Below are 20,403 nucleotides of genomic sequence, written 5' to 3'. Positions count from 1 at the left end.
GCCGGACCGATCAACTGCAAACCCGAATGCTTCCTGACCAATCTGGCGACGGCTCATCACACACCTCCATCATTCGACGAACGAATTGAATCATCAATAAATTCAGCCGTCTATAAATTTCCGCGCACAGGTCTCCTTAGAGCAAATCCTGTTCAATCCGGTCATATCCTGCGGCCCTGAAGTAGTTCGTACATTCCGCTGGCGTGAAGCGTGGCAGCAGCGTGCCCACCGCCTTCCACAGAGCGTCTATCGTTCTTTCTGCCCGGCCTCGCAGCATGGCTTTCAGCTTGGAGAATGCGTTCTCTATGGGGTTAAAGTCTGGACTATAGGGCGGGAGGAACATGAGCTTTGCGCCGATCTGTTCGATGGCATCGCGCACAGCGGATGATTTGTGTGCCGGCAAGTTGTCCATGACCACGATATCTCCCGCACGAAGCGTCGGCAGCAACACTTGGCTCACATAGGCCAGAAAGACGCGGCCGTTCATCGCGCCATCGTAGACGAACGGTGCGGTCATTCCAGTGAGGCGTAGCGCTCCGGTGAAAGTCGTTGTTTTCCAGTGACCATGCGGCACGCCGGCCCGGCAACGCTCGCCGCGCAGTGCACGTCCGCGCAGACGTGCCATCTTCGTCGAAAGTCCGGTCTCGTCGATAAAGACCAGCCTTTCCGGATCCAGATCGAGTTGGCCATCGAACCAGGCGCGCCGGCGCTTCAGGACATCCGGCCGGGCTTGCTCCAGTGCATGTGCGGACTTTTTTTAAACGTCCAGCCGCGGCCGCGCAGCCATGCACCAACGGCGCTTCGGCTGATCTTAACCCGCCGTTCGGCAAACAAGAGCACGACCATTTCGTCGAGCGTCACGTCCTTGCGCTCTTCAATCAGTTCGATGACGAATGCCTCGTGTGCATCCAGTGCCGATGGTCGCCTCCAACCTTGCGGTCGGGAGCTTGGCTCACCGTCTTTCGCTCTTGCGATCCAGCGGATCGCCTTCGAAACGCCAACCTCAAAGCGAGCCGCCGCCTGCCGGGCAGACATGCCAGAAGCCGACGCTTTCAACAATCGCAATCGAAGGTCATCATCCAGTGCCCGCGCCATCATTCACCTCCTCGCTGTGGAGGTTGAATCACCTTCGGATCGCCCAGTCACATCACGATTGATTCATTGATCGATGGATTTACTCTAACTTAAACGCGGACAATCAGGGGAGCACGTCAATTGACATCATCGAACGTGTCAATGAGCGTGTTCAGATAGAACTCGTCTTTCTCCCTGCCGATAACTTCGCCGATCCGCACGATGATGAGAGCGCGGTGCGGCTCCAATATTCGCCGGCGATGGCCGCCCAACTTGCCAGGCGAGACGCTACCAGTTGCGCGATGGCGCTGCAACCACGTCACCACAGAGGAGACCGCAATGTCGAACCGATCCGCCATCACCCGACAACATTTGCGGGCTCAGTCGTGCACTCAGATTAGGCGTCGGGAATCGCCTCTGACAAAAGCCTCGATCTCCCCGGGCTGCGCAAGCCACACCTCGTCCCGATGCGAGACGATGTGATCAAGCGCCGCGGTCAGCGACGCCAGCCGGAAAGGCTGGCCGGATATGAAACTATGCACCACGATGCTCATCACCAAAGGCTGGCTTCGAGCGGCGATCCGCATCTCGTCGAATTCGTCGACAATCATCTGCGCGAAGTCCCGCGCCGTCGTCTGGCGGCCGATCATCGTGGTGCTGTCGTTGAGCTCCAGCGCATAGGGTAGTGCCAGCAGCGATCCACCCTTGCTTTTCAGGTGCACCGGCTGGTCGTCCATGCGGAGATCGAGCAGATAGCTGAAACCGGCCTCTGGCAGCAGGTCGATCGTGTTCTCGGTATGGGCCAGCCAGGGACTCGACCAGCCACGTGCGGGAAAACCCTGCTTCTCAGTGATCTTCGCCTGCACCGCTTTCATATAGGCCAGTTCCGCCTGCAGGCTCATGCCGGCCAGCGTGTCGGAATTGGTCAGCCCATGGCCAACCATCTCGATGCCGGCCTCATGCGCCGCGTCCATCAGGGCCGGGGCGTGGTCGTAGACTTCGGTGTTGAGCAGCATGGCCGGCCGGATGCCGCGTGACGCGAAGCGGTCGATCAGCCGGAAGCCGCCGACGCGATTGCCATAGTCGCGCCAGGAGGTGTTGACCATGTCGGGCTTGCTGGCGCCGGGCATGAGGTCCTCGGTCATGCCTTCGCCGAAGCAATATTCCTCGACGCCGAAGGCGACATAGAGCGCCAGGCCATTGCCGTCGGGCCAGCGGAAATCGGGACGTTGGGTGATCGGCCTGAACTCGTAGCGGCCATGGGTCGGAAGCATTGCGATCTCCTTCGTCTCGGGTCAGTTGCCGCTATAGCCAAGCCAGCGGTTGAAGCCGACATCCCGGGCGGCGGCCCTGGCGACCATCGCATCGTAATGCGGCAGCCAGCGCGCGGCTTCGTCGCGGGCGGCATTCAGCGCCGCCTTGCGCTCGGCGAAGATCGCCCGCGCCTCGGCGCGGAGCGCGCGCTCATCGACCGTCGTCAGCTTTTCGCCGTCATAAACGATACGGCCGGCGACGACGGTCTGGCGCACGCCGCTGCCATTCTCGCAGAACACCAGCTGCCGCCTGATATTGTTGAGCGGCGTGAACGCTGCCGTATCGAGATCGATCAGTGCCAGGTCCGCCAGCCGCCCGACTTCGATCGCGCCGAGGCTGTCGCCGCGCCGCATCGCGCCGGCGCCACCGCGGAACAGGCAATCGAGGATCTCGTCGGCATCCGGCCAGCGCTTGTAATCAGGATCGCCGATCGTGTGGATCAGCGCCGCCTGCTTCGCGACGCCCCACATATTGACCGCGTCGTCGGCGATCGCCTCGTCTGTGCCGAGGCAGATGTTGATCCCGCGGTCGCGCAGCTTGCGGAACGGCATGACGCCCGAGCCGAGGCGGAGATTGCTGATCGGATTGTGAGCGACACTCGCCCCCGAAGCGGCGATCAGGTCGTAGTCGACATCGTCCATCCAGATCGCGTGGATGATGTTCATCCGCTCCGACAGAAGGCCGAGGTCGGCGGTGTAGCGCACCAACGAACGGCCGGCGAAGCGTGGCTGCTCGAATGCCAGCACTCGTTGCAGCTTCGTCTCCAGCATATGGACATAATAGGGCAGGTCATGTTTCCGGCTGAGATCGTCGAGCGCGCCCATATAGTCGGGCGAAATGCGCTGCGGCGCCGAGCAGGAAACCGCGGCCGAGAGGCGGCCGCCTTCGGCGCCGTGCCAGGTCTCGATCAGATGGCGATAGCTGTCCAGCAGCCGCGCACGCCCGAAGACCGGCGGATCGGCGAGTTCGGCCTGCATGTCCGTGGGCAATAGATTAGCGAGGAAAGGCAGCTTGTCGAGCTCGGCCAGTTCCGGCTGGTCGAGCGCCACGGTGGCGCGAATGCCGACATCGCGATAGGCCTGCATGACGGCATCGATCACTTCGGGCGTCGGGTACGGTACGAAGAAGGCGTCGTCCTGCACTGACGTCGTGCCGGTCTTCAACATTTCCATCGCCGCCAGCATGGTGCGCACATAGGCCTCGCGCGGCGAGGGACGCAGCGTCTCCAGATCGGGCGACTCGTAGAGCATGAAGATCTCGAGCGGCAGGCTCGGCAGCATGCCCTTCATGTGATTGACCGGCGAATGGAAATGGGCGTTGACGAGGCCGGGAACGAGCAGGTCGCCCTTGCCATCGATCACCTGCGCATCGGCGGGCGTTACCGCCGCGAGGTCGTCGCCGATGGCGGCGATCCTGTCGCCGGTGACGAGCACCGAGGTCGGGCCGGACGCGCCGTCGGGATGGCTGTCGTCGTAGACCAGGACGTTACGGAACAGCACGGACATGCGTCGATACCTTTTCTCGGGCAATAGCTAGGACAGCTTCGGCAGGCTGAAGCCAGCAGGAGGATAATCGTAGGTCGAGCGCTTCGACGTGCGGAGACCGGCTGCCACCAGACCCTCGGCGAATTTCAGGCCCACCATGACGCCATCGATCACAGGCATACCGAGCTTCCGGCTCAGGGGCTCGACGAGATCCGAGAGGCCGGCGCAGCCGAGGATGATGGCTTCCGCATGATCCTGCTCGATCGCCAGCCGCGCCTCGGCCTCGATGATCGGGCCGCTCGCCGCCACGTCGTCTTCGAGATCGAGCACCGGCACTTCCACCGCACGCACGGTGCAGCGATGCGAGAGCCCGGTATCCTGCAACACCCTCAGCGAGTGGGCGCGGGTGCGCGGCGGCAGCGTGACGATGGAGAAGCGATGCGCGACCAGCGATGCCGCCTGCAGCGCCGCCTCGGTCATGCCGACAACGGGGCCGCGCGCCATCTCGCGCGCCTGGTGCAGGCCCGTATCGCCGAAGCAGGCGATGACATAGGCATCGACGCCGGTCTTCTCGCGCTCGGCGACCATCTGCATGACACCGAGCGCGCCAAGCGCCTCCTCGGCATGGCTTTCGATCGAGGCCGCGCCAATGCCGGGCTGGACGGCGATCACGTCCGTGCCGGGAGCGGCGATGGCACGCGCGCTTTGCAACAGGCGTGTGGTGAAGGCGGCAGTCGTGTTGGGATTGATGATGCAGATTTTCATGGCGCGTCTCGCCATGCCTGGAGCCGTCGGCGGGCTTCGCCCGGCTCGGCCTTGAACATCGGATCCGCCCCGTAATCCGACACGGCGAAGGCCGCCGCCACCGCCCCTGCACGCGCTGCGCTCTCAAGATCGCCCCTGTCCTGCAGGAGCGCTGCAAGAAAACCGCCACAGAAGCTGTCGCCGGCGCCGGTCGTGTCCACGACCTGTCCGGGAAAGGGCGGGACCCGGATCATCCGATCCGCGGCCCGGTCGTGGACGAGCACGCCGTCCCCCCCGAGCTTGAGCACGACGACCTGCGGACCGAGATCGGCGAAGGTGCGGGCCGCGGCGTCCCAATCCTGATGTCCGAGCAGCTGCTGCGCTTCGTCGGCGCTCGGCATGAAGATGTCGCACCGACCGATCAGGTTTCGCAGCACCTGTTCGTTGCCGCGGATGTAATCCTCCTGCATGTCGAGCGCCACGAGACTTCCGGGGCGGTCTTTCAGGCCGGCGACGAGGTCGACCTGCGCTTCGAGCGTCATGGCGAGGATCAGAAAAATCTCGGCCTTGAGGAAGGACTGCGGAATATCGGCGACCGTCGGCGAGAGGGTGTGGAACGCATCATCACCGTTGAACAGCGTCCAGATGCGACCGCCGTCGGCATCATAGGCAACACGATTGTGCAGCGAAGGAATGTCGCGCGGCGGCAATCCGGCCTCGGACAAGCCCGCCGTGCGGATCTGCAAGCTGGTGGAGGCAGGCCAGTCGGAGCCGACGGGCGCCACCATCTCCGTCCGCGGCTCGAAAAGCCGCGCGGCGAAGCAGGCATAGAGCGCATCGCCGCCGGTGCATCCGGGGCGCTCGCTGCCATCGGGCAGGACGACGTCGTCGATCGTCAGATTGCCGAGGCAGACAAGGCGCGGATCATTCATCTGGGTCATCCCCGGCCCTGTTCGGCGCGGCGGAATTTCTCCATCGCGACATGATGGGCGAAGAGCTGTACCGGCACGCTGTAGACCAGTGCGGACAGGCATTCCGGCACGGCCGGCAGCCGGAGCACTGCGTCGGAATATGCGTCGAGAATCGCCTGTTCGCCGGTCACGATGCTGTAGATCCTTCCCTTCCAGCGCTTGCCTTCGAAGGCCGTGTCCCGTGCGCGGAAGATCGAGGGACCATCGGGCGCAATCAGGAACAGCGGGTCGCCTTCCTTCTGCGAATTGTAGTGATGGAACTCCTCGAGCGGAATGGCGAGCCCCTGGTCGGGCGAACATTCCTTGACCTTGGCCGAGCCGAACATGGCCGAGGCAAAAGCCGGGCCGCCGGCGGCATAGAGATAGAAGCCGCGGTCGGCTTCGCGTTTGGCGATCTCGACGATTGCCGGCTCGAGTGTCTCCGTGACCTCGGCCATCTGGTCCGGCGCGGCGTCGAATGCGGCTTGAAGGCCCTCGACCCTGCCATCGTCAGGATTGGCGGCGCGCGCCCAGTCGATCGCGAATTGCGCGAGAAGCGCTATCGCCGCCGTGCTTGCCTGCGTCGGCCAGCCCTTGCGCTCGGCGCGGATCATCAGGCCGCGGTCGGACTCGGTCATCAGCGCCGAACCCGGCGTGTTGCTGAGCGCCAGCGTCTTGGCCCCGAGCGAGCGCGCGATCAGCATCGCCTCGACCGTGCGCGTGGTCATGCCGGAGGAGCTCAGCGTGATGACCAGCGTATCCGGCCCCGTCGTGCGGCTGGCATAATAGGCATAGTCGAGCGCCTGGATTGGTTCGGCGGGAATGCCGAGCAGCATCTCGAAAATATCGCGCACGCCGAACATGACGGCGAGCGAGTCGCCGCAGCCCGTCATGATGATGCGCTTGATGCCCTGACCAGCGAAATGTTTCGCGGTCTCGATGGTCTCGGCGCGCGCCTCGCGGATCGTGTTGCGGATCGCCTCGGCCTGGCCGAGGATCTCGACCCGCGTCAGCTCGACGCGGCGCTTGCGCTTCTCGTCGAGCGGATCGTCGGTCGGCAGCGCGTCCATCAGGCGCGCTTCCTTCTCGAACAGCATTTCGACGAGCGCCCGCGCCTTTTCGTCGAGCGGGGAGTCGGGATGCAGAAGCGGTGTTACATATGACTGGCTCATGGCCGCGATTTCCAATTCCTGTTCAGACGAGTTCGCAGCGGCGGCTGAGCAGCTGGGCGGCGAGGAAACGGCCGGGATCGGCCTTGTCCTGGCTGACATTGGGGTCGAAGCCGCTTTCCACGGCCAGTGCGTAGGAGAGCATCTGCAGCGGCGCGGGCACGAGAAGCGGTGCCAGCCACGCCGGCGTCGCCGGCAGGCTCAACCGGTAGGTCGCACCTTCCACGGCATGGCCGGATGTCTCGATGGCGAGCGTCCGCATGCCGGCATGAGCGAGCGCGCCCGCCGTATTGGAGGCAAGCTTCGCCACCTCGGGCGTCGAGGCGATCAGCACGACGAGCTCGTCCTTGCGGCTTGACCAGAACAGGCTGTGCGCGAATTCCTCGATCTCGCTGGCCCAGACCGGTGCCTGCACGACCTTGACGAGCTTGGCCGCGCCATAGTCGGCGGTCGCCCAGTCGCAGCCGACACCGAGCACTCTCACGCCACCCAGTCCCTGGCCAAGCACTTCGGCGCAGATTGCAGGCAGGGTCTTCTGGCAGATCTCCAGGCTCTCCGGGATCGTCCGGGTGAGAAGCGCTGCCATTTCGGGGCCTCGGCAGCTGACCTTGGGCGAGCGCCCGGCAGCGCGGGCCGCGCCTTCGATCAGCATCATCATGCCGAGAATGGTGCCGCTGTAGCGGGTCGTGCCGGTCAGGAAAGGTGCGATGTCGTCGATCTTGAGCGAGGCAACGGCATTGGCCGCAGCGCCCATGGCCGCGCCGTCCTCATTGGTCAGGGCGACATATCGACCGCCGGCGGTCTTGATCCGCTGGGCGGCCGCGATGGTACGATCCACGGTTCCGGACATGGAAATCGCGACGGCGCGGTCCTCCGGTCCCGGCTTGCGGCTCTCGGACAGCAGATAGTCGAGGCTGGTGACGCCTTCCACGGCCAGATCGTAGGCCGCGGCCGAGACGGCGCCGACGGCGCGGGCGGCAAACCAACCGTCGCCGCAACCGAAGGCGGCGAGCTGGCCGCCCGGACCGGGCGTCAGATGCTCGGCGCCGATGGCGGCGAAATTGTCATAGCGATCGAGAAGCTGCGCAAGGGCCTCGCCCTGCCGGAGGATGTCGACCAGCATATGGGGCTGGTCTTTGGTTGTCGTTGGCATTGTCGTACTCCTGAATATCTAGAGGCTGCCGGTTGTCCCTTTCTTGTGCAAGAAAAAATTTCGAAAAATTTCGATAGCGATAAGTTGAAAAATTTGACATTAAATTTTGGGCAGTTTCGTTCGGAGGAGTTTTTGATGACGGCATTGAATGCCATGCAGCGTCACCAGCGGATTCTGGAGGTGCTGGAGGCTGACGGAAAAGTTTCGGTGATGCACCTCTCCGACAGTCTCCGGGTCTCCGTCGTCACCATCCGCAACGACCTGGAACAGCTCGAACGGCAGCAGGTGCTGAGGCGCATTCGCGGCGGCGCGCTGGCGGTTCGGGCAGCCCGTTTCGAGCGGCCGCTGCATCTTGCAAGCCAGGCTTTCACCGAGGAGAAGGAGCGGATCGCCAAGCTTGCCGCGACCCTGGTGCGCGACGGCGAGACCATCATGATCGATGCCGGCAGCACCGCGCTCGCTTTCGCTCGTGCCTTGTCCAGGTCTTTGAATGACGTAGCAGTTGTTACCAATGCGCTCGATGTCGCGCTGGTTCTCGCCGAGCATCCGGGCATTCGCGTGGTGGTCACGGGCGGTACGCTGCGCGGGATGCAGCGGTCGCTCACCGCGCCGTTCTCGACGCTGGTGATCGGCCAGCTGAACGCCGACACCGCCTACGTCTCCTGCACGGGGATCGATCTCGACAAGGGCTTCACGACAGGCAGCTGGGAGGAGGCGGAGGTTGAGAAGGCTATGATCGCCGCGGCCAGCCGTTGCGTCATTCTGGCCGACCACAGCAAGTTCGGCCATGTCGGCAGCGCCCGCGTGGCCGAGCTCTCGATGGTCGACCTGCTGGTCACCGATAGCGATGTGGCGCCCGAGACGGTCGCCTCCTTCGAGGCCAAAGGGCTTCAGGTGCTGGCGGCCTGACAGGCAGCGCGGATCGTCGGGTGATGCTTTTTTATGCAGGATTTTGCATGTTGAATGATCGAAGCAAGAAACTTTCGAAAAAATTCCATTGCCAAAATAGGGAAAAGGCGCAAGCCTTCACTGTCAGCAACAAAAAATACGGAACAGCAAGATGAAATCAGGGCCAATTCTCACCAGACGACAGCTTGGGCGGGGCGCCGTGGCGCTTGCCGCGCTCATGAGCATGCCTCGTGGCGTATTCGCGCAGAGCGGGCCGGTCGTGATCGCCTCGGAAGACGACGTTTCGACGCTCGATCCGCATCTCATCCGCAACAACCATCCGATCGGCAGCGTGGTCTGGTCGGTGTTCGACAGCCTGGTTCGCCGCAATGCCGACGGCACGCATGAGCCGCGCCTTGCTCTGTCCTGGGAACAGGTCGAGCCTACGCGCTGGCGCTTCAAGCTGCGCGACGGCGTGACTTTCACCAATGGCGAGAAATTCGATGCCGCCGCGGTGAAGTACAATTTCGAGCGCATGAACATTTCGCCCTTCAACGGCGAAAGCCAGCTGTGGCCACAGACGGGCCTGACGGCGATCGAGATCGTCGACCCGCTGACGATCGACCTCGTCACCAGCGCGCCGACCATCAACATGCTCTACTGGCTGGAGGAAGGCTTCATCGGCGCCCCGGCCTATCTCAAGGACACGTCGCCGGATGTCGTGGGCGCCAAGCCGATCGGCTCCGGCCCCTATGTCGTCACCGAGTGGAAGCAGGGCGATCGCGTCGTGCTCAAGGCCAATCCCGGCCACTGGAACGGCGAGCCGGCGATCAAGGACGTCATCTTTCGCGACATCCCCGAACTCTCCTCGCGCATCAACGAGCTGAAAGCGGGCAGCGTCGATCTCGCCGTCGGCCTCACCCCGGATACTGCCGAAGAGGCGAATTCCGACAAGTCCAAGGCCGTGGCCGTCGCCGGCCTGCGCAAGATGCATATGGGCATTTCCTGCAACGGCATCGAGCCGCTCAAGGACAAGCGCGTCCGTCAGGCGCTGAACTACGCCGTCGACGTCAAGACCATGGTCGAAACGCTGCTTGGCGGCCAAACCAAGCCGATCGTCTCGATCGTCAATCCACCGAACAACAATCCGGACCTCAAGCCCTTCGACTACGATCCGGAAAAGGCAAAGGCGCTGCTGGCCGAAGCCGGCTTCACCGACTTCGAGATCCCGATCGCCTATGGCCGCTATCCGGCCGCCAAGGAAGCCTCCGAAACCGTCGCCGCCTATCTCGAAGCCATCGGCTTGAAGCCGAAGATCGAGGCCTACGAGCCCGGCAAATTCGTCGAGATGATCCGCGCTAAGGCGTTCAACGGCATTTATTATTATGGCTGGGCGTCGCTGATCAATCCGTCGGTCGAGCTGGTCATCCTGACATCGGATGCCGTCGACAATTCCAACGGCTACAACAACCCGGACTATGATGCGCTGGTGAAGAAGGCGTCGGTGACGCTCGATGACGGCGAACGACAGAAGCTGCTGACGGAAGCCGAAACCATGATCTGGGACGATTGCCCCTGGATCTATCTCTGGTACTTGCCGGCGATCTACGGCGTCAGCAACCGCCTCGACTTTCCGGTCCGTCCCGACGACTATGTCGAGATGTATCGCGCCAAGCTCACCGGCTGACCGGCATCATACCCATGAGGTGGGGCCGGCTCCCGATGGCCCCACCACCCTGACGGAGCGCCAAGGCTGCGGCCCTGTTGGAGACAAGAGCATTGAACTACCTCTCGAAACGGCTCATCAGAGCCATCCTTGTCCTTCTCGGGGTCAGTTTCGCCACGTTCCTGGTCGCGCAATCGACCGGGGATCCGGTCTCGCTTCTCGTCAAGCCGAATGCGACGGAAGAAGCGCGCGAGGCGCTGACCCGCCATCTCGGCCTCGACCAGCCGGTGCTGGTGCAATACGGCCTTTTCCTCTGGCGCGCTCTGCAGGGCGATCTCGGCCAGTCCTTCGTCTATAACCAGAGCGTCGTCAGCCTCGTCGCCGACCGCCTGTCCAACACTTTTCTTCTGGCATGCGCCTCTTTCGCCATCGCGCTCGTACTGTCGGTGACGCTCGGCGTGCTCGCGGCGCTCTATCGCAACACGTAGATCGATGCGGCGATTACCGTCTTCACCATGATCGGTCTTGCGGTACCGGCCTTCTGGCTAGGCCTGATGCTGATTCTGATCTTCGCCGTGACCTGGCAGTTCTTCCCGGTTTCCGGGTCGGATCAGGCGAGCTCGCTGGTCCTGCCGGCGCTGACCCTTTCGATGCAATCAACCGCGCGCCTCTGTCGGCTCGTCCGATCCGGCATGATCGAGGTGCTCAATGCCGATTTCATTCGCACGGCCCGCGCCAAAGGACTGTTCGAGAGCCGGATCGTCTGGGTTCATGCGCTTCGCAACGCGCTGCTGCCGGTCGTTACCATGGCCGGCCTCGAGCTCGGCGATCTGATCTCGTCCGCCGTGGTGATCGAGGCGATTTTTGCCTGGCCCGGCATCGGGCGGCTCGCCATCGGCGCGGTTTCGTCGCGCGATTTCCCGCTGCTTCAGGGCACGGTGCTGGTCTCCGCCTTCTGCTTCGTCGCCATCAATCTCTTCGTCGACTGGCTCTATCATCGGATCGATCCCCGGGTCAGAAACACATGAGCGCTCTCTCCAGTCGTTTTCTCCTTCGCAATTCGGTCGGTATCATCGGCGCTACGATCATCCTCACGGCAGTGGCGATCGCCGTGTTCGCGCCGCTCATCGCGCCCGTCACGGCGAGCCAGATCGACCTGCGCGCGCGCCTCGCCCCGCCCTTCTTCGTCGATGGCGGTTCGATCAAGCACCTGATGGGAACCGATAATCTCGGACGCGACATTTTCTCGCGCCTGATCTACGGCAGCCGCATCTCGCTCGCCGTGGGCACGGCCGCGGCATTGCTGGGCGCAGTGATCGGCAGCCTCATGGGCATTCTTGCCGGCTATTTCGGCGGCAAGGTTGATGGCGTGATCTCTTGGTTCGTCGATGTCCAGCTCGCCTTTCCCTTCACACTGCTGGCGATCTTCCTGCTCGGCACTTTGGGTGGTGGCTTCTATGCGGTGGTGATCGTGCTGGCGCTCGCGACCTGGGTCAATTACGCCCGCGTGGTGCGCGCCCAGGTGCTGACCGTGAAGGTGCAGGATTATGTGCTCGCGGCCCGCGCGGTCGGTGTCGGTACTCCACGCACCCTCTGGCGCTATATCTTCGCCAATTCCACCGCGCCGATCATCGTCGTCGCGAGCTTCTCCACCGCGCAGGCGATCCTGACGCAGGCGGCGTTGAGCTTCCTCGGCGTCGGCATCGATCCCTCGATCCCCTCCTGGGGCGCGATGCTCAATGATGGCCGCGACTATCTGCAGAAGGCATGGTGGATCGCAACCTTCCCCGGCCTCGCCATCGCGCTGACCGTGCTTGGCGTCAATCTGTTCGGCGACTGGCTGCGCGATCGCCTCGATCCGAGGAGCGCCCGATGAGCCGTCCCCTTCTCGATGTAAAAGACCTCGACGTGCGTTTCGGGCCGTTGCATGCCGTGCGCGGTGTGTCCTTCAGCGTGGCGCCCGGCGAGACGCTCGGCGTTGTCGGCGAATCCGGTTCGGGCAAAAGCACGACCATGCTGGCGGTGCTCGGACTGCATCCGAAACGGCAGGCAAATGTCGCCGCCGATCGGCTGGAATTCGATGGCGAGGATCTCTTGTCCAAATCGGATGGGCAGATGCGCGACCTGCGGGGGCGCCGCGTCGGCCTGATCTTTCAGGATCCGCTGGCAGCGCTCAATCCGCTGATGACGGTCGGCAAACAGATCGGCGAAGTCCTGATCCGTCATCGCGGGCTCGACAAGCAGTCGGCACGCGGCGAAGCGGTGAAACTGCTGGAGCGGACGGGTGTGCCCGATCCCATGCGGCGCGCCAGCCAGTTTCCGCATCAATTCTCCGGCGGCATGCGGCAGCGGGTGATGATCGCCATAGCACTCGCCGGCCGGCCCGACCTGCTGATCGCTGACGAGCCGACTACGGCGCTCGATGTCACCGTGCAGGCCGAGATCGTCCGGCTGATCCGCGATATCCAGCAGGCCAATGGCATGGGCCTCGTGTGGATAACCCATGACCTGGCGTTGATGGCGCGCGTCGCCGACCGGGTGATGGTCATGTATGCCGGAGCCGTGGTCGAGGAAGCGCCGGTCGATCGGCTTTATGCCATGCCACGCCACCCCTATACCGCAGGCCTTCTCGGCTCCATCGCCCGACTCGACCAGCCGCGCGGCAAGCGAGCGCGCGCCATTGCCGGCACACCACCGGCCATGGACCAGCCGATATCAGGGTGTGCCTTTGCGCCGCGCTGTCCCGTTCGTTTCGACAAGTGCGCCGCTGCCCCGCCGCTCGTCTCTCTGGACGAGGGGGTCCGCGCCGCCTGCTGGCGACTGACGGGAGAACAAGCATGACCCATCCCGCCGACACGGCACTCCCGGTCTCCGAGGCCGTCGCCCTCAAGGTTCAGTACCAAACCCGTCAGCGCAACTGGCGTGGTCAACTTAGCACGACCACCGTCCGCGCCGTCGACGGCATCGACCTGGCGATCCGTTCCGGCGAGGCGGTCGCGCTTGTCGGCGAGTCCGGCTGTGGCAAGTCGACATTGGGCCGTGCGCTCCTGCGTCTCGAACATGTGAGCGAGGGTGCCGTGCACTTTGCCGGCTCTGACCTCACCGGGCTCGGCGAGCCGATGCTGCGCCCTCTGCGGCGCAATATGCAGATGGTATTTCAGGACCCGTTCTCGTCGCTCAATCCGCGCATGCGCATCGGCGAGACGCTGGCCGAGCCGCTGCTCGTGCATGGCCTTGCCAGCAAGGCGGAAGCCCGCGCCCGCGTCGCCGAAATCCTTGAGATCGTCGGCCTCGATCCGGCTGTCGCCACCCGCCATCCGCATGCTTTCTCCGGCGGCCAGCGCCAGCGCATCGCCATTGCGCGTGCCGTCATCGCCCGGCCGAAATTCGTCGTGGCCGACGAACCGATCTCGGCCCTCGACATTTCCGTTCAGGCCCAGATCCTTGACCTGTTCGAGGATCTCAAGGAGCGTTTCGCGCTGACCTATCTCTTCATCAGCCACGATCTCGCCGTGGTCCGTCATATCGCCGACAGGGTGGCGGTAATGTATCTCGGCCGGATCGTCGAGGAAGGGTCGCCGGAGAGCGTCTTCGACAACCCGCTCCACCCCTACACCCAGGCCCTTTTGGCGGCGGTGCCATCACCGGACCCTGTCCGTGAGCGCAGTCGACCCGCCGCAACGCTGCAGGGCGAACCGCCATCGCCCGCCGCGACAATATCGGGATGCCGTTTCCGTGGCCGCTGTGCGCATGCCATGCCCATTTGCGAGACATCCGATCCGGCGTTGGCGACGGGCGGCGACGGCAAGCAGGCGGTCGCCTGTTTCCTCCATCATGAGCAAAGCTTCTGATCCGGAATAATCGTCTGGAGCCATAGCGCGGACCGAATGACCCGTTCGAACATTGGTGCTGCGCCAACTCGCAATGAACATGAACACCGATGTGCGGTTATAACGCCGCCGCCTACGCCTATAAAGGTGAGCGCTTCATCGATCGACTCGAGTCCAATGCTGCTATCACTCCGCAATGTCAGCAATTCCTACACGACCGCCGAGGGACGCCTCGAAATTCTCAAAGGCATCGATTTTCGGCGAATGGCATCTGGAAGTCGACGCGATCCACCTCAAGGTCTCCGCTTACCGCACGACCAACGGAACGGATATTGATGAGAAAAGCTGGCGGCTGGTATGGGGTCAGGATGGGCCAGCTTCGCAGACTTGCTGAAAATTGCGATGGCGGAACAGACTCCGTCCGTCCTTTTTTACTGTTTGCATGATAAGGGTACTCGACTGGCGGAGATGGACCGGCAGGGCGCCAGCTTGGCGGTTAGCGATGCCGAGCAGGAAAACGTGGGCTCTTGCTTTGCGCATGAAACTTCGCCTGAATCCACTGCCGTTCGTCGGTATTTTCTTGTTCTTGCCTCGGGGCGCTGCACGGGCTACGAACGCTACATCGACAAGGGAAGGGCATCTTGGATCTCAGGCGCGGTGTAAAAATCTATGACAATGACTGGTTCCTGAGGCATGGCCTGAGCGCCGAGCAGATGGCGGACCTGCTTGCCGATTGGGGGATCACCTACGTCATCGCGCAGAGCAAGTACCTGCCGATGCCGAATTCCGCCGTCGTCAGCACCGTGACCGACGCCGACCGCCGGGCTTACGAAGCCCTCAACGACATCGCGTTCCGCAAGCGGCTTGCCGAGCGCGGCATCGCCTATTTCGCCGTTCTGAACATCTGCTTCGACCCGACTTTCTCGGCCGTGCATCCCGACCAACTGGGCATCGACCAGTGGGGCAGGTCCGGCACGCAACAGGACTGGTATGTCGGCATGCCGCCGATCCGCGAAGCCAATCTCGCCCACAAGATCGACCTCTTGGAAAAGGGCGTCGCAGCGCTGCAGCCCGATGCGATCCATCTCGGCTTCATCCGCTGGCCAGGCTTCTGGGAAACCTGGCTCGAAGGTGACGACCGCGCCGAGAAGCCGGAATATTGCTTCTCGGCCGAAACCGTCGCGCACTTCAATACTGATAGCGGGCTGGATATTCCGACAACGGACCCGGTAAAGGCAGCGGCCGCGGTTCGTGGTGCACATCGTGGTGCATGGACGGCGTGGAGATGCGATCAGACCGTCAGGGCCATCGCTCGAATCCGCAATGCGTTGGCGCCGTTCAAGTCGGGGCTGCAATATTCGATCAACACGCTGCCGTTCTTTCGCAGCGATTTCGATAATGCGGTCGAGGAAATCTTTGGGCAGGATGTGACCAAGCTTGCATCCGTCGTCGATATTTTCGAGGTCATGGCCTATCATCAGATCCTCGCAAAGCCCGAGACCTGGCCCGCCGCCGTCTCGGCCGACATCGTCAAACGCAGCGGCCAGAAGGCGATTTGCACGCTGCAGGCCAAGGCGCTCTATCTCGAGGGCATGCACGCAGGACGCGGCAGGTCTGAGGATATCCCGGCCGATGAATTCGCCGCAGCGCTGGAGGCGATGGAAGATGCTCCGATCGAGGGCGCCTGTGTCTTTACGCTGACCGACCTGCTGGACGCACGCAACACCGAAAAGGGTCAGGCGATGATCGCGGCGCTCAAGGGCTTCAGGAACGGCTGATGGCGGCCAGCAGGCGTGCACGGGTCATTTCGCTCTTCGGGTAATTGCCCGAGAGCGTTCCCGACGTCATGACGAGAATGCGGTCGCTGAGATCCAGCAACTCGTCGAGATCATCGGTGATGACGAGGATGCCCGAGCCTTGTTGCGCGGCATTGCGGATCTGATTGTGCAGCTCCGCCTTGGCGCCGATATCGACGCCGGCGGTGGGCTGATCGAGGATCATTGCGATGGGCTGGGATGCCACGGCACGGGCGAGCAGCACCTTCTGCGCATTGCCGCCACTGAGATTGCCGACGATCTTCTTGCGGTCCGGCGGACGGATGACGAAGCGGCGGATCATCTCGAGTGCCAATCGCGGCCGGCTGCCCGGTCGGACGAAACCGGCCCGAGAAAGGAGCTTGCCGAGCGCGCTGACCACGATATTGGCTTCGACCGAAGCCCCGAGCGCCAGGCCAGATGCCTTGCGATCCTCAGGCACCAGCGCCAGGCCGTGACGGGTCGCGCGTTCGGGTGTGAGCCGCCGGACGGTCTTGCCGCCAATCCGGATCTCGCCTGGGCAGCTAATGTCGCCGATCAGGGCGCGCGCCAGTCTCGTCCGTCCCGATCCGACGAGACCGGCGAGACCGACGATTTCGCCTTTGCGGACGCTCAGATCCACCGGCGCGCGGCCGTGGACCGTCAGACGGCTCGCCGACAGCGCTTCCTCGCCGCCGAGTGGCAGCTTGAGCTCATGCGATATCGCCTCGTGCTGCGGCAGGTCGTGGCCGACCAGGAGATGGGCGAGGGAGTCGACGGTGTAGCCGGCGCCCACGCCGGTCTCGACAACCATGCCGTCACGCATGATGGTGACGCGGTCGGAGAGCCGGCAGACTTCCTCGAGGAAATGGCTGATGTAGACGATGCCGACACCGCGCTCGGCGGCCATACGGCGCATCGTCGAGAAGAGAAGCTCGCGTTCCGCAGGGGCAAGGCGCGCCGTCGGCTCGTCCATGACCAGAATGCGGACATCCTGCGAGCAGGCGCGGACGATTTCGGTCAGCTGCTGACCACCGACGCCGAGCGAGCGGACCGGCACATCCATGGGAAGCCTGATGCCGAGCTTCTGGGCTTCCCGTTCGGACCGCTTGCGAAGCGCGCCGTGTGCGATCGTGCCGGGCAGGCCGCCGCACGGCTCGCGACCGAGTGCGATATTGTCGGCAACCGTCAGCTCCGGGACCAGCGAAAAATCCTGGTAGATGATGGCAATGCCCTTTGCGAGGGCCGTCTTAGGCGTGATGAGGCGGACATCCTCGCCGGCGAGGACGACCTCGCCCTCGTAGTCCGGATAGTTGCCGCCCAGCACCTTCATGAGTGTGCTCTTGCCGGCGCCGTTATGGCCGACAAGAGCGTGAATTTCGCCTGCTTTCAGCGAGAAGTCGACGCCGCGAAGAACGGTCACGCCCGAAAAACTCTTGCGGATGTTGCGCATTTCCAGAAGCATCGACTTTTTTTCCATTCGTTAGCCGCCCCAGGCCGCGGGATACTGCTCGACATTGTCCTTGGTGATGATGGGCAGGTCGAGATAGTGGTTCGGGGTCGGGATCGTGTCACCCTTGCCGGTGAAGATCAGCACGGCGTCCTCGATCGCCGTCGTGCCCTGCGGCGCCGGATCCTGGTTCACGGTACCAAAGACGGTGCCCTTGATGATGGCGTTGCGCACGTCGGCCGGATAGTCGCCCATGATGAACTTGACGTCGGTGCGGCCGTTCTCGGATGCCCAGTTGGCGCCGTTGACGCCTTCCGGACCCTGGTCGACGATGGCTGCGATCGCGCCATTGGCATATTTGCTGAGATAGTCCTGGGTGATCGCCAGCGCCTTGGAATTGTCCCAGTCGGCCGCCTGCTTCTCGACGATCTCGATGCCGGGATGCTTCTTGAGCGTATCCATCAGGCCGGCCTCGCGGTCGAGCTGCGCCGAGGTGCCGAGCTTGCCGAGGATGTAGGCGATCTTGCCCTTCTCACCGACCACCTGGGCAACCAGTTCGCCCTGCTTCTGGCCGAAGACGAAGTCGTCGACGCCGACATAGGTGACGACCTTGGCGCCGCTGCTGACATCGGCCTTGGTATTGACGGCCATGACCGGGATGTTGGCGGCATTGGCCTGGCGGATCACGGGGACGATGCCTTTGGGGTCGCTCGGCGCGATCATGATCAGGTCGACCTGCTGGGTGATGAACTGCTGGACGATCGAGATCTGGGTGGCGAGGTCGCCATTGCCGCTCTGGAGATCGAGCGCGATGCCGTGCTTCTGGGCGGTCTCGTTGGCCATCTTGATCAGGTTGGAATAGAACGGAACCGACGTGTTCCAGATCATGAAGCCGACCCGCTTGCCTTCCTGGGCCTTGGTCAAGCCGGCGCTGGCCAGCAGCGCAATGCTCGATGCGCCGACAAGGACGCCTCTGCGTGTAATCTCAGTCATGTCTTTCCTCCTCTAGTGTTTCAGCGCAGTTCGCGCCGCTTGCGTTGATAGCTGTCGAGGCCCACTGCCACGAGAATGACGGCGCCGGTGACCGCCGGCTGCCAGAATGGCGAGACGCCGAGCAGGTTGAGCGCATTGGCGATGATGCCCAGCAGCAACGTGCCGAGCACGGCGCTCCACACCTGGCCGACACCGCCCGAGAGAGGCACGCCGCCCACCACGACCGCCGCGATGGCCGTCAGCGGCCAGTCGGCGGCGCTGGCGGGCTGACCGACATTGGTTTGGCCGAGAAGGACGATCCCGGCGACGGCGGCGAAGAAGCCACCCAGTGCGTAAGTGGTGACCAGCACGCGGTCGACATTGACGCCAGCGAGGCGGGCGGCGGTCTTGTTGCCGCCGACGATATAGATGTAGTGGCCGAGCGTGGTGAAGCGCAGGATTGCCCAGGTCACCAGCGCGACGATGGCGAAGATAATGGTTGGGATCGGGATCGGGCCGATACGGCCCAGGCCGAGGACAGTGAAGGATTCCGGCACGCCATAGACCGGCTGCGCGGCAGTGCCGACGAACATGAAGCCCGTCACCAGCACCTGTGTCGCCAGCGTCGTGACGAAGGGATTGATGCCGATCTTGGCGATGAAGAAACCATTGACGATGCCCACGAGCAGGCCGAGCAACAGGGCGACCACGATACCGAGCGGCATGGAATATTGCACGATCACGGCTGCGGCGACGACCGAGGACATGGCGCCAACCGCGCCCACCGAAAGGTCGAAGCCACCCGTGATGATCATCAGCAGCATGCCGCAGGCGACAATGCCGATAATCGAATTGCGCTGCAGCACATTGGCGACACCTGGGATACGAATGCCACGCCTCTCGATATGGCGCAGCGAAGTGGCGAACTCGTCGATGGGCCAGACGGACTGCGGCGGGCAGTGCGGGAGCGTGTTCGCGAAGGCGCCGATTTCATCAAGCTCGGGCTGTCGAAGGGCGGCGTGCACGACCGTTATCACGCCTGGGGCGACGATCCGTTGGCGCAGGTCACCACCTATGGGCTGAACGAAGTGAAGGCCGCCGTCGAGGAAGCGCACCGGAACGGCATGAAGGTCAGCGCGCATGCGATCGGCGAAGCCGCGGTTACGCTTGCCTTGGACGGCGGCGTCGATGTGATCGAACACGGCTACGGCATTTCCGAGGAGATCCGCACCCGGCTGGTGACAGAGCGCAAGATCGTCGTCACCACGCTCTCACAGATCCATTTCCATCGCGCGGCGTTTGAGACCTTCCATTATCCGCAATGGGAACGCGACGTTTATGAACGACACTGGCATTTCATGAAGCGCGATTTCAAGCTCGGGTTGAGAGCCGGCGTGCGCTTTGCGCTTGGCACAGACCTGATCGGCGGTCCTACCCATCCTCTCAAGGAGGCGGCTATGGAATTCCAGCTTGCTGTGGAGTTAGGCATGCCGGCCAGAGAGGCCTTGTGCGCAGGAACCGTCGTGGCCGCATGCGCGTGCGGGATGGTACAAGCTGGCTCGATCGAGGTCGGCAAGGTGGCAGATCTCGTCGCGTTGCGGGGAAATCCTATTGAGGACATCGGCGCGGTAAGACAGCCGATGGCGGTGCTCAAGTCGGGGACATTAGCCCATCATTCTCCATGACGGTCAGCGTTATGAGACCTGTGCGGGGAAATTTATAGACGGCTGAATTTATTGATGATTCAATTCGTTCGTCGAATGATGGAGGTGTGTGATGAGCCGTCGCCAGGTGGCGCTGGCCGCCATCCGAGGCGAGCAGACGTTGGTGGAATTATCCCAGCAGTTTGACGTGCATGCCAATCAGATCAAACAGTGGAAAGACCAGCTCCTTGAGGGGGCGACAGGCGTTTTCGG

The 20,403-nt window shown here is 63.2% G+C and carries 19 protein-coding genes and 2 pseudogenes; 10 read left to right on the top strand and 11 right to left on the bottom strand.

The features are described 5' to 3' along the window. Positions 1-136 precede the first annotated feature (136 nt). From DEM27_RS32440 to DEM27_RS32405, 8 genes and pseudogenes are all read right to left on the bottom strand, one after another. A protein-coding gene (locus DEM27_RS32440) for an IS630 family transposase (RefSeq protein ID WP_245446282.1) occupies positions 137-1,095 on the bottom strand; the annotation gives its coding sequence in 2 pieces (ribosomal slippage) (positions 137-757 and positions 760-1,095; 957 coding nt in all). Between the two features lie 161 nt (positions 1,096-1,256). Then, positions 1,257-1,442 (bottom strand): annotated as a pseudogene (locus DEM27_RS32435) (IS630 family transposase); the annotation flags it as partial. Between the two features lie 24 nt (positions 1,443-1,466). Further along, a complete protein-coding gene (locus tag DEM27_RS32430) occupies positions 1,467-2,348 on the bottom strand; it encodes a polysaccharide deacetylase family protein (protein ID WP_109462356.1) in 882 nt (293 codons plus the stop codon). Between the two features lie 21 nt (positions 2,349-2,369). Continuing rightward, complete coding sequence (locus DEM27_RS32425) at positions 2,370-3,893, bottom strand: amidohydrolase family protein (RefSeq protein WP_109462355.1); 1,524 nt, start codon at positions 3,891-3,893, stop codon at positions 2,370-2,372. A 27-nt stretch (positions 3,894-3,920) separates the two neighbouring features. Further along, the gene (locus DEM27_RS32420; protein WP_109462354.1) at positions 3,921-4,637 is read right to left on the bottom strand and encodes an aspartate/glutamate racemase family protein; all 717 of its coding nucleotides are present in this window, start codon (positions 4,635-4,637) and stop codon (positions 3,921-3,923) included. Further along, on the bottom strand, positions 4,634-5,548 hold the full coding sequence (locus DEM27_RS32415; protein ID WP_165823722.1) for a carbohydrate kinase family protein: 915 nt from the start codon (positions 5,546-5,548) through the stop codon (positions 4,634-4,636). Before DEM27_RS32415 ends, DEM27_RS32420 begins: the two co-directional genes overlap by 4 nt. A gap of 5 nt (positions 5,549-5,553) precedes the next feature. Continuing rightward, a complete protein-coding gene (locus DEM27_RS32410) occupies positions 5,554-6,738 on the bottom strand; it encodes an SIS domain-containing protein (RefSeq protein WP_165823721.1) in 1,185 nt (394 codons plus the stop codon). Between the two features lie 22 nt (positions 6,739-6,760). Beyond that, positions 6,761-7,888 (bottom strand): hypothetical protein, encoded by a 1,128-nt coding sequence (locus DEM27_RS32405; protein WP_109462351.1) that lies wholly within the window; start codon positions 7,886-7,888, stop codon positions 6,761-6,763. 135 nt (positions 7,889-8,023) lie between these two features. On the opposite strand from DEM27_RS32405, the gene DEM27_RS32400 reads away from it, so the two are divergent. The 8 genes from DEM27_RS32400 to DEM27_RS32355 all read left to right on the top strand — a co-directional run bounded on the left by DEM27_RS32400 (position 8,024) and on the right by DEM27_RS32355 (position 16,050). Further along, complete coding sequence (locus tag DEM27_RS32400) at positions 8,024-8,797, top strand: DeoR/GlpR family DNA-binding transcription regulator (RefSeq protein WP_109462350.1); 774 nt, start codon at positions 8,024-8,026, stop codon at positions 8,795-8,797. A gap of 151 nt (positions 8,798-8,948) precedes the next feature. After that, positions 8,949-10,463, top strand: a complete 1,515-nt coding sequence (locus tag DEM27_RS32395) for an ABC transporter substrate-binding protein (RefSeq protein ID WP_109462349.1) — start codon at positions 8,949-8,951, stop codon at positions 10,461-10,463. A 92-nt stretch (positions 10,464-10,555) separates the two neighbouring features. Continuing rightward, complete coding sequence (locus tag DEM27_RS32390) at positions 10,556-10,930, top strand: ABC transporter permease (RefSeq protein WP_109462348.1); 375 nt, start codon at positions 10,556-10,558, stop codon at positions 10,928-10,930. Continuing rightward, complete coding sequence (locus DEM27_RS32385) at positions 10,931-11,470, top strand: ABC transporter permease (protein ID WP_337250490.1); 540 nt, start codon at positions 10,931-10,933, stop codon at positions 11,468-11,470. It begins immediately after the preceding gene. Next, entirely contained in the window at positions 11,467-12,318 is an 852-nt protein-coding gene (locus DEM27_RS32380) for an ABC transporter permease (RefSeq protein ID WP_109462346.1), read from the top strand. Before DEM27_RS32385 ends, DEM27_RS32380 begins: the two co-directional genes overlap by 4 nt. Next, complete coding sequence (locus DEM27_RS32375) at positions 12,315-13,283, top strand: ABC transporter ATP-binding protein (protein ID WP_109462345.1); 969 nt, start codon at positions 12,315-12,317, stop codon at positions 13,281-13,283. Before DEM27_RS32380 ends, DEM27_RS32375 begins: the two co-directional genes overlap by 4 nt. Further along, the gene (locus DEM27_RS32370) at positions 13,280-14,293 is read left to right on the top strand and encodes an ABC transporter ATP-binding protein (RefSeq protein ID WP_109462344.1); all 1,014 of its coding nucleotides are present in this window, start codon (positions 13,280-13,282) and stop codon (positions 14,291-14,293) included. Before DEM27_RS32375 ends, DEM27_RS32370 begins: the two co-directional genes overlap by 4 nt. Before the next feature lie 620 nt (positions 14,294-14,913). Further along, entirely contained in the window at positions 14,914-16,050 is a 1,137-nt protein-coding gene (locus tag DEM27_RS32355; RefSeq protein ID WP_109462342.1) for a hypothetical protein, read from the top strand. Here the strand turns inward: DEM27_RS32355 and DEM27_RS32350 are convergent. Genes DEM27_RS32350 through DEM27_RS32340 form a run of 3 tightly spaced genes read right to left on the bottom strand, consistent with a single transcriptional unit; the run spans position 16,037 to position 19,353 of the window. Next, the gene (locus tag DEM27_RS32350; protein WP_165823720.1) at positions 16,037-17,530 is read right to left on the bottom strand and encodes a sugar ABC transporter ATP-binding protein; all 1,494 of its coding nucleotides are present in this window, start codon (positions 17,528-17,530) and stop codon (positions 16,037-16,039) included. The two genes, DEM27_RS32355 and DEM27_RS32350, sit on opposite strands and share 14 nt — an antisense overlap. Positions 17,531-17,548: 18 nt before the next feature. Further along, positions 17,549-18,508: a sugar ABC transporter substrate-binding protein gene (locus DEM27_RS32345; RefSeq protein WP_109462340.1), complete on the bottom strand. Its 960-nt coding sequence runs from the start codon at positions 18,506-18,508 to the stop codon at positions 17,549-17,551. A gap of 20 nt (positions 18,509-18,528) precedes the next feature. Continuing rightward, positions 18,529-19,353: an ABC transporter permease gene (locus DEM27_RS32340; RefSeq protein ID WP_165823719.1), complete on the bottom strand. Its 825-nt coding sequence runs from the start codon at positions 19,351-19,353 to the stop codon at positions 18,529-18,531. 39 nt (positions 19,354-19,392) lie between these two features. On the opposite strand from DEM27_RS32340, the gene DEM27_RS32335 reads away from it, so the two are divergent. Together DEM27_RS32335 and DEM27_RS32330 are read left to right on the top strand one after the other, a co-directional pair. Next, positions 19,393-20,172, top strand: coding sequence for an amidohydrolase family protein (locus DEM27_RS32335; protein WP_109462338.1), 780 nt, complete (start codon positions 19,393-19,395; stop codon positions 20,170-20,172). 91 nt (positions 20,173-20,263) lie between these two features. After that, positions 20,264-20,403, top strand: a pseudogene (locus tag DEM27_RS32330) (IS3 family transposase); the annotation flags it as partial.

The organism is Rhizobium album, assembly GCF_003122325.1.
In the GTDB taxonomy this organism is placed as follows: Bacteria; Pseudomonadota; Alphaproteobacteria; order Rhizobiales; family Rhizobiaceae; genus Metarhizobium; species Metarhizobium album.
This window is presented reverse-complemented; position numbering and strand designations above follow the sequence as displayed.

Excerpts from the sequence above, each read along its gene's own strand:
- DEM27_RS32430 (WP_109462356.1), bottom strand. The coding sequence starts at position 2,348 with ATGCTTCCGACCCATGGCCGCTACGAGTTCAGGCCGATCACCCAACGT.
- DEM27_RS32425 (WP_109462355.1), bottom strand. The coding sequence starts at position 3,893 with ATGTCCGTGCTGTTCCGTAACGTCCTGGTCTACGACGACAGCCATCCC.
- DEM27_RS32420 (WP_109462354.1), bottom strand. The coding sequence starts at position 4,637 with ATGAAAATCTGCATCATCAATCCCAACACGACTGCCGCCTTCACCACA.
- DEM27_RS32415 (WP_165823722.1), bottom strand. The coding sequence starts at position 5,548 with ATGAATGATCCGCGCCTTGTCTGCCTCGGCAATCTGACGATCGACGAC.
- DEM27_RS32410 (WP_165823721.1), bottom strand. The coding sequence starts at position 6,738 with ATGAGCCAGTCATATGTAACACCGCTTCTGCATCCCGACTCCCCGCTC.
- DEM27_RS32405 (WP_109462351.1), bottom strand. The coding sequence starts at position 7,888 with ATGCCAACGACAACCAAAGACCAGCCCCATATGCTGGTCGACATCCTC.
- DEM27_RS32400 (WP_109462350.1), top strand. The coding sequence starts at position 8,024 with ATGACGGCATTGAATGCCATGCAGCGTCACCAGCGGATTCTGGAGGTG.
- DEM27_RS32395 (WP_109462349.1), top strand. The coding sequence starts at position 8,949 with ATGAAATCAGGGCCAATTCTCACCAGACGACAGCTTGGGCGGGGCGCC.
- DEM27_RS32380 (WP_109462346.1), top strand. The coding sequence starts at position 11,467 with ATGAGCGCTCTCTCCAGTCGTTTTCTCCTTCGCAATTCGGTCGGTATC.
- DEM27_RS32375 (WP_109462345.1), top strand. The coding sequence starts at position 12,315 with ATGAGCCGTCCCCTTCTCGATGTAAAAGACCTCGACGTGCGTTTCGGG.
- DEM27_RS32370 (WP_109462344.1), top strand. The coding sequence starts at position 13,280 with ATGACCCATCCCGCCGACACGGCACTCCCGGTCTCCGAGGCCGTCGCC.
- DEM27_RS32350 (WP_165823720.1), bottom strand. The coding sequence starts at position 17,530 with ATGCTTCTGGAAATGCGCAACATCCGCAAGAGTTTTTCGGGCGTGACC.
- DEM27_RS32345 (WP_109462340.1), bottom strand. The coding sequence starts at position 18,508 with ATGACTGAGATTACACGCAGAGGCGTCCTTGTCGGCGCATCGAGCATT.
- DEM27_RS32335 (WP_109462338.1), top strand. The coding sequence starts at position 19,393 with ATGGCGCAGCGAAGTGGCGAACTCGTCGATGGGCCAGACGGACTGCGG.